The organism is Streptomyces sp. NPDC088124, assembly GCF_040685895.1.
Taxonomy (GTDB): Bacteria; Actinomycetota; Actinomycetes; order Streptomycetales; family Streptomycetaceae; genus Streptomyces.
This window is the reverse complement of sequence record NZ_JBFBJB010000069.1, coordinates 33,312-49,207: the sequence shown is the minus strand read 5'-3', so window position 1 is coordinate 49,207 and position 15,896 is coordinate 33,312. Positions and strand designations below refer to the sequence as shown.

General features: G+C 72.3%; 9 protein-coding genes. 4 read left to right on the top strand and 5 right to left on the bottom strand.

Annotated features, from left to right (window positions below):
* On the top strand, positions 1–1,311 hold a 1,311-nt coding region (locus AB0P17_RS37350), incomplete at its 5' end, for an ATP-binding domain-containing protein (protein ID WP_365818415.1).
* A gap of 275 nt (positions 1,312–1,586) precedes the next feature.
* On the top strand, positions 1,587–2,489 hold the full coding sequence (locus AB0P17_RS37345; protein ID WP_365818413.1) for a glycoside hydrolase family 43 protein: 903 nt from the start codon (positions 1,587–1,589) through the stop codon (positions 2,487–2,489).
* Positions 2,490–2,620: 131 nt separating this feature from the next.
* Here the strand turns inward: AB0P17_RS37345 and AB0P17_RS37340 are convergent, their stop codons facing one another.
* On the bottom strand, positions 2,621–4,525 hold the full coding sequence (locus tag AB0P17_RS37340) for a glycoside hydrolase family 97 catalytic domain-containing protein (RefSeq protein ID WP_365818411.1): 1,905 nt from the start codon (positions 4,523–4,525) through the stop codon (positions 2,621–2,623).
* A gap of 324 nt (positions 4,526–4,849) precedes the next feature.
* On the opposite strand from AB0P17_RS37340, the gene AB0P17_RS37335 reads away from it, so the two are divergent.
* Positions 4,850–7,582: a Tat pathway signal sequence domain protein gene (locus AB0P17_RS37335; RefSeq protein WP_365818425.1), complete on the top strand. Its 2,733-nt coding sequence runs from the start codon at positions 4,850–4,852 to the stop codon at positions 7,580–7,582.
* 55 nt (positions 7,583–7,637) lie between these two features.
* Here AB0P17_RS37335 and AB0P17_RS37330 read toward each other — a convergent pair whose 3' ends face one another.
* Positions 7,638–8,465: a Tat pathway signal sequence domain protein gene (locus AB0P17_RS37330; RefSeq protein WP_365818410.1), complete on the bottom strand. Its 828-nt coding sequence runs from the start codon at positions 8,463–8,465 to the stop codon at positions 7,638–7,640.
* On the bottom strand, positions 8,462–10,099 hold the full coding sequence (locus tag AB0P17_RS37325; RefSeq protein WP_365818423.1) for a glycosyl hydrolase family 28-related protein: 1,638 nt from the start codon (positions 10,097–10,099) through the stop codon (positions 8,462–8,464). The genes AB0P17_RS37330 and AB0P17_RS37325 overlap by 4 nt, the downstream gene beginning before the upstream one ends.
* Before the next feature lie 871 nt (positions 10,100–10,970).
* Between AB0P17_RS37325 and AB0P17_RS37320 the strand changes: the two genes are divergently transcribed.
* On the top strand, positions 10,971–11,483 hold the full coding sequence (locus AB0P17_RS37320) for a hypothetical protein (RefSeq protein ID WP_365818408.1): 513 nt from the start codon (positions 10,971–10,973) through the stop codon (positions 11,481–11,483).
* A 93-nt stretch (positions 11,484–11,576) separates the two neighbouring features.
* Here the strand turns inward: AB0P17_RS37320 and glgB are convergent, their stop codons facing one another.
* Together glgB and AB0P17_RS37310 are read right to left on the bottom strand one after the other, a co-directional pair.
* On the bottom strand, positions 11,577–14,036 hold the full coding sequence (glgB, locus tag AB0P17_RS37315) for a 1,4-alpha-glucan branching enzyme (RefSeq protein WP_365818406.1): 2,460 nt from the start codon (positions 14,034–14,036) through the stop codon (positions 11,577–11,579).
* A 137-nt stretch (positions 14,037–14,173) separates the two neighbouring features.
* Positions 14,174–15,772 (bottom strand): phosphotransferase, encoded by a 1,599-nt coding sequence (locus AB0P17_RS37310; RefSeq protein WP_365818404.1) that lies wholly within the window; start codon positions 15,770–15,772, stop codon positions 14,174–14,176.
* Positions 15,773–15,896: the final 124 nt, after the last annotated feature.

Genomic DNA, 15,896 nt, shown 5'->3' with positions numbered 1-15,896 from the left:
CGCCCCCCCGGCCAGCCCCACCCCCGGCCCCTCACAACCTTCGTCTTCGGTATCCTCGATGCGCGGCCCGCCCCGCTGGCGGCGCGGCGCGCCCCCGACCCGCTCGGCGGTGACAACCTCCTCGACCCGGCGGACGTCGCCCAGTTCGGCAAGGAGATCGCCGCCAGCCGTGATGTCCAGGCCGCGATCGACGCCCTCTGGCCGAGCCTGACGCCGGAACAGTTCGTCGCGGACGTCCTCGCGGCGCCCGTGCGGCTCGACTCGCGGGACGCCGCCGCCGTACGCCGCCCGCGCCCCAGGACCGGCGCGGACGCGCGGGTCGACTGGACCCCCGCCGATGTGCCGCTGCTCGACGAGGCGGCCGAACTCCTCGGCGAGGACGACGCGGCGGCCCGCGCCGCCGCCGCGCGGGAGCGCCAGGAGCGCGTCGCCTACGCGCAAGGTGTGCTGGAACTGTCGTACGGCTCCCGCACCCAGGAGTTCGAGGACCGGGACGACGACGAGTCGGAGGTCCTGGCCGCGCACGACATCATCGACGCCGAGCGGTTCGCGGACCGCCACGAGGAGGCCGACACCCGCAGCGCCGCCGAGCGGGCCGCGGCCGACCGCACCTGGGCCTTCGGTCACATCGTGGTGGACGAGGCGCAGGAACTCTCCGCGATGGCCTGGCGGCTGCTGATGCGCCGCTGCCCGAGCCGCTCCATGACCCTGGTCGGCGACCCGGCCCAGACGGGCGACGCGGCGGGGTGCGACTCCTGGGGCCAGATCCTGGAGCCGTACGTCCAGCAGCGCTGGGAGCTGACGAAGCTCGGCGTCAACTACCGTACGCCCACCGAGATCATGGAGGTCGCGGCCGAGGTCCGGCGGCTGACGGACCCGCTCTTCGAGCCGCCCAGGTCCGTACGGTCGACGGGCGAGGGCCCGGTCGTACGCGCCGTGGACCGCGCCGAGCTGGCCCGTACGGCGGCCGGACTGGCCACCGGCCGGCCGGGCGAGGGGCGCCTGGCGGTCATCGCGCCGGCCGCCCTGCTGCCCGCGCTGGCGGCCGAACTCCCGGACGCCTCCTGGGGGATCACCCCGGACCTCACCCGCCCGGTGGTCCTCCTCGACCCGCGCCAGGCGAAGGGCCTGGAGTTCGACACGGTGATCGTCGTCGACCCGGAGGCCGTCCTGGACGGCTCGCCGCGCGGCGTCAACGACCTCTACGTGGCCCTGACCCGGGCCACCCAGCGGCTCGGGATCGTCCGCGACGCGGCGGTCCCCACCCGGCTCAAGTCGCTGGACATACGCGGAGGTACGGAGGACCGGTAGCGGGCGGCGGGGGCGGCCCGGCAGCGGAGGCCGGGCCCCGGACCGGGCACCGGGCACCGGGCATCGGACAACAGGCATCGGCCGCCGGCGGAGGCGGGGCGCGGACCACGGCCTTCGGCGGACCCGGCTCCACCAAAGGCGCGGGCGGAACGGCGCGGGTGTGGTGCGGCGGCGGGTGCTCCTCCATCGGCGGATGACGCGCGGCCGCCCGTTCCCAAGGATCGGATGGCTGTTCGGCGAAGGGGCCGAGCGCATCCTGTGCCCTTGGGGGAGAAGTGAAGACCGGCGGCGGCATCTCCGTCCGTGCCTCGGCGACCCTGGCCGGTTTCGTGGACGTGCCCCCGAAGCAGATCTGGCTCGACCCGGGGATGGGCGAGATCTGGGCCCCCAAGATCACCAGGATCAACGGCCGTTACCACGTCTACTTCACGGCCGGGCGGAGCGCCGACCACCGGATGTACGTGATCAGCTCCGACCCGCCCGACAGCGGCTACGGGGCCGAGCGGAAACGGGCGCTCCCGAACGACAAATGGGCGATCGACGGCAGCGCCTTCACCTTCGCCGGCCAGCTGTGGTTCGTCTGGTCCGGCTGGTCCGGCGACACCAATGTGGAGCAGAACCTCTACATCGCCAGGATGAGCGACCCCACCACCCCGACCGGCCCCCGCCACATCATCTCCCAGCCCCGGGAGAGCTGGGAGCGGGTGGTCGGCGATCCGTACATCAACGAGGCCCCCATACCGATCAAGGACCCCAACGGGCAGCTGCACATCGCCTATTCGGCCAACGGCTCCTGGAGCGACCGGTACTGCATCGCCGACCTGCGGCTGCGCTCCGGCGGTGACCCCACCTACGTATGGGACTGGTACAAGTCCAACGGCTGCCAGTTCGGCTCCCACCGCGACACCATGATGAAGGGCTGGGACCCCACCCTCTTCGTCGACGGCCCCGGCAGCCACACCTTCGCGCTGGCCAACGGCGACATCGCGAACAGCCCGCCGTCCGGGAACACGTTCCCGATCATGTACCACGCGGTCCCCAAGGGCACGCCCTACAGCTGGTCCAACCGGGACTGGATGATCGGCCGGGCGGTGTGGTGGGGGAACAGCACCTACACCCGCGCCAACGTCCCCGGTGACAAGAGCAACACCGGCTTCGGCCTGAAGTTCTTCGAGTGACCCCGGTGGCTGCCGTGGGGGAACGCACCCCACGGCAGCCGTCGGTCCGCACTCCGGTAGCGCCCGACTTCCGGTACGGCCCTACTCCGGCACGGCCCTACTCCGGTCCCGGCCTTACTCCCGTACCGGCCTTACGAACCGCAGTCCGCGCGCCCCGCCTCGGCGCGGCAGATCCGGGCGGCGAAGCCGCCGTTCCCGGGGACGTCGACCGTCAGCCGGGAGCCGGCCGTCACCTTGCGGGTCTCCACCGCCAGGCCGCCGCCGGGCGCGTCGGTGTAGAGGTCGACGAGCCAGCTCCCGGGGCCCAGGAAGCGCAGCGGCTCGTCCAGGGAGCGTGCCCCGCCGGAGGTGATCGCGCCCATGAACCACTCGTCGTCCGCCTCGCGGGCCAGGACCGCCCGGTTCCCGGGGGCGCCGTCGACCAGCCGGGTGTCGTCCCAGACGGTGGGCACGCCGCGCAGGAAGCGCCGGGCGAGGGGCTTCTCCTCGTACGACTCCACGCTGTCGGCGAAGTGCTGCACCCCGGACTCGTACACCACCGACAGCGCCAGTTCGGCGGCGTCGCTGGTGGGGCGCACCCCGGTGAAGGTGACGGGGGTGAAGTCCATCGGGCCGATGAGGTTACGGGTGAACGGCAGGGTGGTGTAGTGCTCGGCGGGGAAGGGCTGGCGGCCGGGCCTGGGCCGGGTGCCCTCGGCGCCCTTGACGGCCTCGACGCTCATCAGCTGGGGCCAGGTCCGCTGCTGGCCGCGCGGGATGGTGCCGCCGTGGAAGTTGAGCATCAGCCGGTTCTCCGCCGTCGCCCGGTAGACCGCGTCGTACCAGCGCATGCGGTCCTGGCCGTCGGACTCCATGAAGTCGATCTTCATGCCCACGACGCCCCAGGACTTCCACAGCGGGAGCAGCCGGTCGAGCTCGCTCTTCGCGTCGATGGTCTGCCAGCGCACCCACAGCCAGATGCCGACGCCCTTCTCCTCGGCGTAGGCGGTCAGTTCGGGCATCCAGTCGTTGCTCCAGCCCGAGTCGACGAGGACGTACTCCCACCCCTCGCGGGCGGCGAAGTCCACGAACTTCTTCTGCTTGTCGAGGCTGCCCGGGCTGCCGCCGTCGGACCACCAGGACCAGGCGGCCCTTCCGGGCTTGATCCACGAGGTGTCGGCGACCTTCGAGGGCGCGGCGAGGTCCGTGGTCAGATCGCTCTCGGTGACGGTGGCGAGGTCGCCGATGACCATCGTGCGCCACGGGGTGGCGAAGGGGGCCGTGCTCACCTCCGCCGGATCGGGGAGGGTGAGCCGGAAGCGGTCCTCACCGGCGCCGAGGGTCAGCCGGGAGCCGCCGTAGGAGCTGTCGAGACCGGCCTCGCCGATCAGCAGCCAGCTGCTCCCCACCCGGAACAGGGACGGGTAGCCGTAGTCGGCGGGCTTCGCCGCGGCGACCGTGCTGCGCTGGTGCGCCGACTCGTAGTCCTGGCGCCCGTTGTCGTACGGCAGCAGATAGGCGTCGGCGGCGCCGGGCACGGCGTACTCCGAGGCCTCGCCGAGCACGGTGACCGTGCCGCTGCCGGGCAGGGCGTAGCGGTAGGCCACCCCGTCGGCGGAGATCCGCAGGGTGACGCGGAGTTCGCGGCCGCGCTTGGTGAAGGTGAAGACGGACTCGGTGGCGTCCACGGTGTGCCGGGTGCGGCTGCCGGTGGTCGTCGTGTACGTCTCGTGGATCCGCCGGTCGCGCCGGCTCTCGTAGCGAAGCCCGCCCGTGAAGTCGGTCTCCGCCGTGCGGATGCCCAGCGCGGAGGGGCGCAGGACGGTCGTACCGCCGTGCCGGGCCGTCAGTGTCAGCCCGCCCGAGGTGGTGAGCGCCAGGTCGGCCCCGATCTGGTCCCGGCCGTCGCCGGGCGCTTCGAGCCGCCAGGAACGGGCCCCTCCCGCCGCGTCGTCCCGTTCCTGCGAGGCGGCCCCGGGCGACCCCGGGACGAGTAACGCGGCCAGACAGGCCGCCCCCGTCAGGGTTCGCGTGACGGTGGATCGTGCGAAGCGCATCGTGCCTCCCGGTGAAGTCGGCTCGCTCTGTGGTGCGCCAATGCCATGCGTCAAGTCATCGGATGTGTCAGGGGTGTTGACGCAAGATTGACGATTTTTTACGCTCCTGTCCAGCCTATTCATGGGATCAATCCGAGCTTCGCCGGATCAGAACTGAGTTCACCGAGACGAGAAGACAGGACATCGACGATGAGAGTCAGCAGACGCGGGTTCCTGGGAAAGGTGGCGTCGGGCGCCGCCGCCGGAGCCGCCGCGGGCGTCCCGTTCGCCGAACCCGCCGCCGCGCGACCGCCGGGCGCCGCCCCGCCGGTCTCCCTCACGGGCATGGACACCGACCGCGCATGGCAGTCCTTCCTCGCCGACCAGGACCTGCACTGGAAACGCGTGCCGCGCACCTGGTACGAGGGCCCCTTCCTCGGCAACGGCCTGCTCGGCTCGATCGTCTACCAGGAACCCGGCCTGAACGCGCTGCGGTTCACCGTGCACCACAGCGAAGTCCAGGACCACCGGCCCGACTTCGGCAACGAATGGGGGGTGGCCCGGCTCCCCGTCGGTAACCTCCTGCTCCACCCGGTCGGCGAGATCACCGCCGTCGACCTGCGGCTCGACCTGTGGAACGCCGAGATCAGCGGCACCGTCACCACCGACGCGGGCCGCCTCGCACTGCGCGCCCTCGTCCACAACGACCGCACCATGCTGCTCGTCACCGTCGACGCGAGCGCGGGGGAGAAGGGCTTCCGCTGGGAGTTCCGCCCCTCGCCCGCCGTCAGCCCCCGCATCGTCCGCGAACCCCCGCCCGCCGGCTTCGCCCCCAACCCCGCCCCCGTCACCCGCGAGTCCGGCGGTACCGGCCTCGTCGTCCAGCCGCTCGTCGCCGGCGGGCAGACGGCCACCGCGTACCGCGAACGCACCCACGCCGGGCAGCGCGTGTACCACCTCGCCGTCGCCCACTCCTATCCCGGGGCCGACGCCGAGGGCCGCGCCCTCGCCACCGTACGCAAGGCCTCCGCGCTGCCCGTCTCCAGCCTGCTGTGCACCCACCGCGACTGGTGGCACCGCTTCTACCGCAAGAGCTTCCTGTCCGTCCCCGACCCGATGCTCCAGAGCTTCTACTGGATCCAGCTGTACAAGCTGGCCTGCGGCGCCCGCGAGCACGCCCCCGTCATGGCGACCACAGGGCCCTGGCTCGAACCGACCCCGTGGCCCTCGGTGTGGTGGAACCTCAACGCCCAGCTCGAATACTGGCCCGTCCACGGCTCCAACCACCTGGAACTCGACGCGATCCCCCGCACCCTCGCCGAGAACACGGACATCCTCGTCGACGCCCTCAAACCCGCGTACCGGCACGACTCCGCGGGACTGCGCCGCAGCACCGACGCCCAGTGCGACGACGCGGGCTCGGTCGGGGTGCCGGGCGTCGGCGACCCCGAGGTCGGCGACCTGCCCTGGACCCTCCACAACGTGTGGCTCACCTACCGGCACACCATGGACCGGGGCGTGCTGGAGGACGTCCTCTACCCGCTGCTGCGCCGATCCACCAACTACTACCTGCACTTCCTCCACGAGCAGGCGGACGGCAGACTGCATCTGCCCAAGACCTTCTCCCCGGAGTACGGCAGCGCCCCCGACTGCAACTACGACCTGGCGCTGCTGCGCTGGAGCTGCGCAACGCTGCTGGAGACGGTCCGGTTGCTCGGCGTCCAGGACACGCTGGAGCCGAAGTGGCGGGAGGTGCTGGAGCGGCTGGTGGACCCGCCGGTGGACGCCAACGGCTTCATGATCGGCGCGGGGGTGCCCTTCGCCAAGTCCCACCGCCACTACTCGCACCTGCTCGCCGTCTACCCGCTGTACCTCGTCAACTGGGAACAGCCGGAGAACCGCGATCTGATCGAGCGTTCGCTCGACCACTGGATCAGCTTCGAGGGCGCCCTGCGCGGCTACAGCTTCACCGGCGCCGCCTCGATCTGCACCCAGATGGGCCGCGGTGACGACGCGCTGACGTACCTGCGCGAGCTGGTCGCGCGGTTCGTGCAGCCCAACACCATGTACTACGAGGCCGGTCCGGTCGTCGAGACGCCGCTGTCCGGCGCGCAGACCCTGCACGACATGGTCTGCCAGAGCTGGGGCGACCTGATCAGGATCTTCCCCGGGGTGCCGGCGCAGTGGCGGGACGTGACGCTCCACGACTTCCGTACCCAGGGCGCGTTCCTGGTCAGCGCGGTCCGCCGGGGCGGCGTCACCCGCTGGGTGCGGGTGCGCAGCCTGGCCGGGGAGCCGTGCCGGGTGCGCCACGCGCTGACCGGGCGGCTCACCGTCTCCGGGGTCGGCGGCCCGGCGCCGCGGTGGCGCGACCTCGGCGACGGGGTGGTGGAGCTCGAACTCGGCCGCGACCAGGAGGCGGTGGTCCACCCGGCGGGCTCCCGGCCCGACTTCCGGATCGCCCCGGTGCGGGCGAACGGGCCCGCGGCCCCCTGGGGGCTGCCCGCCCTGCCGGACGCGGGCACGGTCACCCAGGTCGACCTGGTCCCGCACTTCGACAACGACGCCATCACCACGGAGATGTACTACGAGGACGGCGACTTCGACGGCGCCGGGCGCACCTATCCCATGGCCCAACTGCCGCAGACGGGGCGGACGGTGGACGACGGGATCACCTTCTCCTTCACCAACGGCAGCGAGGGCTCCGCCAACAACGTCGTCGCCGCCGGCCAGGAGATCGCCGTCCCGCCGGGCGGCTACGCGCGGCTCCATGTGCTGGGCGCGGGGGACACCGGCAACGTGACCGTCCCCGCGGTGGCCCACTACGCCGACGGGACGACCGGGACCCTCACCGTCGGGCTGACGAACTGGCTGGCCTCCGGCCCTGCGTACGAGGAGACGACGGCCGTGGCGACCGGTCAGATCCACACCCCCGCCGGCCCGCTGGACACCAAGGCCGCCATCTTCCACCAGGTGACCGCCCTCGACCCGGCGAGGCGGCTGACCGCGCTCACCCTGACCGCTCCCGCCGGGACGGCACGGGCGCATGTCTTCGCCCTCTCTCTGGAACAGGAGTGACGGATCCGGCGAGGGACGCGGCCGCCGCGGATGCCCGGGGCGGCCGCCGCCGTTCTCAGACCAGTTGGTAGCCGCGCATGTTCGTGAGCAGCATGTGGCAGTCCCGCAGCGAGTCCGACGTGTCGCCGAGCGAGCGGTAGATGCCCCACTTGGGCCGGACCCGGTCGGCGAGGAAGGTGTCGACGCCGGTCTTCTGCGCGTCGATCAGGGTGCTGCCGCCCTTGCGGAGGATCCACCGTACGGTGCCGCTCGTACCGTTGCCGATCTTGAGCTGGAAGTCCACGTCGACCCATGAGTCGTGCAGGGGCGTGAGGGCGGTGCGACCGACGAGGATGTCCTGTTCGAAGATCTTCAGCTCGATGGTCCCCGCGCCGTCGACCCGCCGCAGCGACTGCACGACGATCGGCGCGGACCCGGTGCCGGGCTGCTTCATCTGCATGATGTGGGTGAAGGTGGTGGTGGCCCGCAGTGTGCTCGGGATGTACATCGAGTACGTCACCCGCCAGCTCTCGCCCTGCTTCCACTGGAGGTACGAGCCGCCGGCCGGGCTGCGCATCCCGGTGACCTCGTGGCGCTGCCGGTCGGTGGAGGTGTCCCGGTCGACCATGTGCATGTTGAAGCGGTAGTTGTCGCCCTCGGCGAAGATGTGCGGAGAGGCGGAGGTGTGGGAGTCCGCGCGGTCGTCCTCGATCGTCTCGAAGGCGGCCAGCTTGTCGGTACGCGCCGAGGGCGCCCAGCGCTGCTGCCAGGAGGCCGCGGCGGCCGGACCGGCGAGCTGCGGCAGCCCGGTGGCGACGGCGCCGCCGAGCGCCGCGCCCAGCAGCGCCCGCCGGGACGGGACCGAGAAGCGGTTGCCCGGAACGGGGCGTGGGGAGTGTGTCATCGCGATTCACCTTGTCGTCTCGTCGGCAGGCCGTGGCTGAGGCGGCGCTGGGCGGTGTGCAGGTTGCGCGGGGTGACGGCGGGGGTCCCGTAGGCGTCGAGGCGCGCGTGCAGGGGCCCCTGGAAGTCGGGCGTGTCGATCTGGCCGAACGGGGTGACCTCGGAGATCCCCACGGTGGCGCTGTACGGGGCCACGTCGTCGATCCGTACGCACCCCGCCCGGCCGTTGGTGACGGTCACGTTCCAGTGGGTGAAGCGCGCGCCGTACAGGGGACCGGCGTTGGCGTCGCCGCCGTGCTTCCCGTCGTTGTGCAGGGTGATCTCGGTGCGTACGTTGGCGAACGGCAGGCCCCGGTGGGTGTCGAAGGTGCCGGTGGCCATGCGGCCGCGCGACCAGACGTTGTAACTCGACAGGCCCTCGACGTTGATCCCGTGCACCTGCGTCCCGGCGGGCGGAGCGGTGGCCGGCCGCTCGACGGAGAAGTCCTCGACCAGGTTGTCGTGGGAGCCCTCGCGGCACGCGTACGGGTGGTGGCTGCCCCGCCCGGAGACGCGGGTCCGGCGCAGGGTGACGGCCTTGGCCGCGACGAAGAGGAAGCCGTTGTCGGCGTTGACGACATGGACGTCGTCGGCCCAGCAGTCCCAGGCGCACTGCATGGCCAGGCCGTTGTACCCGGTGTCGAGGAGATGCGGGGACTGGGTCGTCTCCTTCATCTCGATGGTGAGGCCCTCGACCCCGGACCCGGTGACGGGCGCGACCAGCGTGGTGAACCGCGGGGCCCACTCCGGGCGCGCGTCCAGCGGCAGCGGCCGGTCGAGGGTGACCCGGCGGCCCCGCACGGCGGTGATCCGCACCGGCCACTCGTACGGGACGTAGCTCAGCAGCTTGGTCTTGTCGGACCAGTCGTACGCGGCGGTGCCCTCGACATCGCCGCACATGTGGGCGAGCAGACCGTGCCCGGCGTCGTCCGAGAGCTGGAGCAGCACACGGTCGCCGGGGCGCAGCGCGGCCGGGGCGTCCACGGTGACGGTGAGGTCGCCCCGGCGTGCGGGCGAGGTGACGCGGGCGAGGGTGCGCCACTGGTCGCGCCGGTTGCCCGTCCACCCCTCGAACGGCCACTCCCGGGCCCGGATCGCCCCGGTCAGTGCCCGCAACCGGTCGCGCGGGCACACCCACACCAGCCCGCCGGCCCAGGACCAGGAGGACTTGTCGCCGCCGTACCGGCTGCCGTAGGGGCCGATGATGTCGGTGAGCGAGCGGGTCGCGTACAGCGTGGTGGCACCGCTGCCCGCGCCGCGCAGGGTGACGTTGCTGTGGCCGATCCGGATGATGTCGTCGATCCGGTACCGGCCGGGCGGGAGCCGGACCGTGCCGCCGCCGCGCTTGCCGGTCTCGGCGATGGCCCGGTTGATCGCCGGCGCGGCGTCGGCCGAACCGTCGGGACGGGCCCCGTACCGCACCACGTCGGCGCGGACCGGGCGGCGCGGGAAGGCGGTGGAACCGCCGGCGTAGCCGGCCCGGCCGATGAACGGGATCTGAGGATGTGTACGGGGCGAGGCCCGGAACTCGTTCCAGAGGGAGGTGCCGGGGCGGTGTCCGGCGCTGGTGTCCGGAGCGCGTTCGCCGTGCGCCATACCGGTGAGGGCGACCGTGGTCGCGGTGGCTGTGGTGGCCTGGAGCAGACTTCTTCGGCTGATCACCATGCATGCGCCTTTCGGGCGTCTTTCATGTATATGAATGGCGTTCAGGTGTGCATCCCTGGGGGAGAGTGCCACGGGCCCGCGAACCAGGGAAGAGGTCGCCCGCAAGATTTTCCCGGGCGACGGCGCGGGCGACGGCGAGTGCGGGGATGCCCGCGGCGCTGTGCCCGGGCGCACCGAAGCCCCGCCGGCGAGCGGATCCGGCGGGGCCACGTGAAACTGATGCTACGTCAGATCGGGCGGAAACGCTCCGATCCGCACTCCGGCTCGCTGGGCGGCGAGCCGAGTCCGTGAGGCCTGGCGTATTCCGGCCGTCCTGGGCGGAGCGGGGAGAGGGGGCCGGGTGGGCGAAATGGCTGGTTCTTGTCGATAACGTGGCGCTGGTCAGCTCTTTGGCTGGGAAGGGGTGCCTTCTGGCGAATTTCCCTTCTCCGGAACGGCTTGCGAAGCGATCGCCGAGGGGCTGAATTAGGCCATCCTTCGGTGATGCGGAACCCCTCCCTCGCTCTTCCGGTTCGCCTCCGCGAGGGGGGGCCGGTCAGTTCTCGCGTCGGCTCGGCAGGACCGTCGTGGGATTCCGCTTGACGGCCGCGGCCATCGTTTCCGCTGGTCAACAGCCTTGGATGCGGCCCGAATTCCGTTGCGTGCCGGATCGCGCCCCACTTAGAGTGCGTCGGCGTTCACGGTACGGAACCACAGCCGGCCCGTCGCGCACCGATCCGAACGAACCGCCACCGGGGCGCCGATGACGCCGCCCCGGACGGAACCGCCCCGAGGAACCTCTCGCAGAAGGAGCGTCCGACTCATGATGAGATCCATCGCCATGCGTGTCGCCGTCGCGGCCGCCGCCCTGTTCGCCGCTGTCCTGACCGCTCCGCAGGCCATCGCCGCCGAGGCGCCCACCGTGCGCGTGTCGAGCGAGGCCGACGCCACCACCAAGGCCATCGCGAAGGACGACCCCCAGGCGGCCGCGGCCGCCGCGACCGTCTGCGGCACCGGCTACACCCTGCAGAAGGCCATCCCGCTGCCCGTGGGCACCGACCCCGACCTGCGCCTGGCGACGCTGTTCTCCTACGGGAACAGCGGCAACGGCTGCGCCATCATGGACAACAACGTCGGCGCGTCGCGCTACATGTACCTGCAGGTCTGCAAGGTGGGCGGCACGTCCTGTGACACCGACAGCGGAAACTTCAGCTCGTACGCCGGTCCCGTCTACGTCACCAGCTTCGCGTGCGCCCCGGTGACCGCCAAGATGGGCACGAGCTCGACCAATCTGTCGATCAACTACAAGTCCTCGTACGTGTTCCCCTGCAACTGATCGATCGTTGACGCGGTGGCCCCGCCGGCGAGCGGATCCGGCGGGGCCAGGCACGGCTGATGGTACGTCAGTCAAAGCCGCGCGGCCGGGGTGTCACACCGGCCGCAGCCAGACCGTCGCCAGCGGTGGCAGCGTGAGCTGGATGCTCGTCGGCCTGCCGTGCGCGGCCACCGACTCCGGCTTCAGCGGCTCCTGGTTGCGGATGTCGCCGCCGCCGTACCGTGCCTCGTCGGTGTTGAGGACCTCCGTCCAGGCCGTGAACTCCTCGGGTACGCCCAGCCGGTACTGGTGGCGCACCACCGGCGAGAAGTGCGAGACCGCCAGCAGCGGCGCGCCCTGGGCGTCGAAGCGCAGGAAGGCGAAGACGTTGTCCTCGCCCGCGTCACCGTCCACCCAGGCGAAACCCTCCGGGACGGTGTCCCGCTGCCAGAGCGCCGGCGTCGCACCGTACACCGTGTTGAGTTGCCGGACCAGGTCGCGCACGCCCCGGTGGTCGGGCTCGGCCTCGTACGACGGGTCCAGCAGCCACCAGTCCGGGCCGTGGCCCTCCGACCACTCCGCTCCCTGCGCGAACTCCTGCCCCATGAAGAGGAGTTGCTTGCCGGGATGGGCCCACATGAAGCCCAGGTACGCCCGCTCGTTCGCGCGCTGCTGCCACCAGTCGCCGGGCATCTTCGCCACCAGCGCGCGCTTGCCGTGCACGACCTCGTCGTGCGAGATCGGCAGGACGTAGTTCTCGCTGTACGCGTACACCATGGAGAACGTCATCTCCCCGTGGTGGTACTTGCGGTGCACCGGCTCCTTCGAGACATAGCCCAGCGAGTCGTGCATCCATCCCATGTTCCACTTCAGCCCGAACCCCAGCCCGCCGAGCCCGTCGGGGCCCACCTGGTGGGTGGCGCGGGTGACACCGTTCCAGGCGGTGGACTCCTCGGCGATCGTCACGACGCCCGGACAGCGGCGGTAGACCGTCGCGTTCATCTCCTGGAGGAACGCCACCGCGTCCAGGTTCTCCCGCCCGCCGTTCTCGTTCGGGGACCACTCGCCCTCCTCGCGCGAGTAGTCGAGGTAGAGCATCGAGGCGACCGCGTCCACCCGCAGCCCGTCGATGTGGAACTCCTCGCACCAGTAGACCGCGTTGGCGACCAGGAAGTTACGGACCTCCGTGCGCCCGTAGTCGAACTCCAGCGTCCCCCAGTCCGGGTGCTCGGCCCGCCGCGGATCCGCGTGCTCGTACAGCGGCCGGCCGTCGAAGCACGCCAGCGCCCACTCGTCCTTCGGGAAGTGGGCGGGCACCCAGTCGACGAGTACCCCGACGCCCGCCCGGTGCAGGGAGTCCACCAGGAACCGGAAGTCGTCGGGCGTCCCCATGCGGGCCGTCGGCGCGTAGAACCCGGTGACCTGATACCCCCACGAACCGCCGAAGGGATGCTCCGCCACCGGCATCAGCTCGACGTGGGTGAAGCCCAGGTCCTTGACGTACGCGGGGAGTTGCGCGGCCAGCTGTCGATAGGTCAGTCCCGGGCGCCAGGAGGCGAGATGTACTTCGTAGACGGAGAACGGCGCCTCGTACACCGGTTGTTCGCCGCGCCGCGCCAGCCACTCCGCGTCCCGCCAGACATGGTGGGACTCGGTGACGATCGAGGCGGTCGCGGGCGGCACCTCCGTACGCCGGGCCATCGGGTCGGCGCGCAGGGTGTGCGAGCCGTCGGGGCGGGCGATGTCGAACTTGTAGAGGGCGCCCTCGCCGATCCCCGGCACGAACAGCTCCCACACCCCCGAGGAGCCGAGCGAGCGCATGGGCAGACTCGTACCGTCCCAGTAGTTGAAGTCACCGGCGATCCGCACCCCCCGAGCGTTCGGCGCCCAGAGGGTGAACCGGGTGCCGGTCACCCCCTGGTGGGTCATCGTCCGGGCACCGAGCGCCTTCCACAGCTCCTCGTGCCGCCCCTCGCGGATCAGATGCAGATCGAGATCCCCGAGCGCGGGCAGGAAGCGGTACGGGTCCCCCACCTCCAGCTCGTCCGGCTCGGCCGCGGAGTCACCGTCGCCGTCGCCGTCGGCGCCCTCGCCGTACCGGACGAGCAACGTGTACGCGGGCACCGTGCGCAGCGGCAGGACACCGGAGAAGAAGCCGTCCCCGTCGTCTCTCAGCTCCGTTCGCAGATCCGTGGCGCATACGGTGACGGCCCGCGCGTACGGCCGCAGCACCCGGATCGCCACCCCGTCCGGCACGGGGTGCGCCCCCAGCAGCCCGTGCGGATCGTGGTGGGTCCCGCTGAGCAGCCGGTCCCGGTCACCCGCGTCCAGCGGCGGCGCGACCCGCACCCGGGGCGCGGCGGTCGCGGGAGCCGCGGGGGGTGCGGGTGCCGTCGCGGGGGCCGGGATCGGGAGGGCGGCGGCCGGTGACGCGGCCTTCGGCTTGGTCTTCGGCGTGGTCTTGGTCTTCGGCTTCGGCTTCGACGCGGACTTCGACGCGGACTTCGACGCGGGCTTCGACGCGGGTTTGGGCGTCCGGTCGGACGAACGGTCGGACGGCGTGCGGGCGGTCACGGGGGCTGCCTCCTCGAAGGGGCTTCGTTGTCGAACGGAGGGGGAGGGGGACAGGGGGAGGGGGGACAGGGGGAGGGGGAATGAGGGAGGGGAGAAACGGGGGAGGAGCGAGGACCGCGAAGGACGGGCGGCGCGGGTCAGGTGCCCGCGGCGAGCCGGCGGATCGCCGCCATCGGGACCGGGAGCCAGTCGGGGCGGTGCCTCGCCTCGTACAGGACCTCGTACACCGCCTTGTCCGTCTCGTACGCGCGCAGCAGCTCGGGCTCCGCCCGCGGATCGGTGCCCGAGGCGGCGGCGTACCCCTCGCAGTACGCCGCGCGGCAGCGCGCCGCCCAGTCGGGGCGCCACGGCTCGTGCTGGCGCGCCGCGTAGTCGAAGGACCTGAGCATGCCCGCGACATCGCGGACCGGCGGCTGCGGCCGGCGCCGTTCGGCGAGTGGCCTGGCGGGTTCGCCCTCGAAGTCGATGACCGACCAGCGGCCGTCCGGGGTCCGCAGGGCCTGGCCGAGATGGAGGTCGCCGTGCACCCGTTGCGCGGACCGGCCGCGCCCCGCCCCGGCCGGCCCGGCGAGCGCGTCGAACGCGGTGCGCAGCCCGGGGACGTACGGCAGCAGCGCGGGCACGGCGCGCGCCGCCGCCGCCAGCCGTTCGGACATTCCCTCGGCGAGGTGCGCGGTCTGCCGGCGGCCCAGCGTCACCGTCGGCAGCGCGGCGGCCAGCGCGGTGTGCACCTCGGCGGTGGCCCGGCCCAGCGCCCGCGCCTCCGCGGTGAACTCCCGGTTCTCGGTGAGCGCCGCCAGCGCCAGGCGCCAGCCGTCCCGGGAGTCGCGCAGATACGGCTGGAGCACTCCGAGCGCCAGGGTCTCGCCGCCGCCGGGCCGGCCGCCGCCCGACGGGTCGGCCGCCTCGATCCAGCCGACCGGCGCGGGCACCCGCTCGCATCCCTCGGCGGCCAGGGCGAGCGGCAGCTCCAGATCCGGATGGGGGCCGGGGAAGACCCGGCGCAGGATCTTCAGGATGTACGCGTCCGAGCCACCGTCCACGGCGATGGCGTCCGTCCCGGTTCCGTACACCAGCGACGAGTTGGACTGTTCGGCGTCGAGCAGCCGGCCCGTGAGACCGGCAGGGACGGGCGCCGCGCGGCAGAACCGCAGTGGCCCGCGCGCGCCCGGGGTGCGCAGCCGCTCCAGCAGCAGGTCGGCGACGCGCGGGTCGTGGAGGCCCTCGTAGACGGTGCGGCCGGCCAGCGGTCCCTGCTCCACCTGGCCGATCGCGGCGGCGGCGAGAGAGGCGGGCAGCGAGTGCCGCACGCCGAGGAGGAGCTGGTAGCAGTCCTGGTACCGGCCGGCCGCCGGGGCCGGGCCCGCGGCGCCGTGCTGCTCGACCCGTACGAGCAGATGGAGCAGTCCAGGGCCGCCGGCGCCCGGCGCCCGCAGCTCGGTGACGGCGACCGGGACGAAGCCGGTGACCGGCCGGCCCTTGCCGGCGAACCAGCGCTGGCGGGGCAGCCATTCCCGGAGGAGCGGCGCGAGCGAGCCGACCAGGGCGCCTGCCTCGGCGTCGGAGAGAGCGGGAGCGGATGCCTGGGCCCCGGACGGCGGGGACGGGGCACTCCTGAGCCGGGGAACGCCGTGGTCGGGGCGGGCGTCCTGGGCCGGGGACGTGACGGGGTCCTGCGGAGGGTGGCTTCGGTCAGCGAGACCCGGAGTAATCCGGGTGGATGCCGCCTTCGACATGGCATCGCGTCCTTTCCCCGGGCACACCACAGGATGCGCAGAGTGTCCCGGATTGCGGCAATGGCTGTCCGGCTGTGCGGGACGTGTCGGGTGAGGATGATCCGTACGGATCGATTCCGTACGA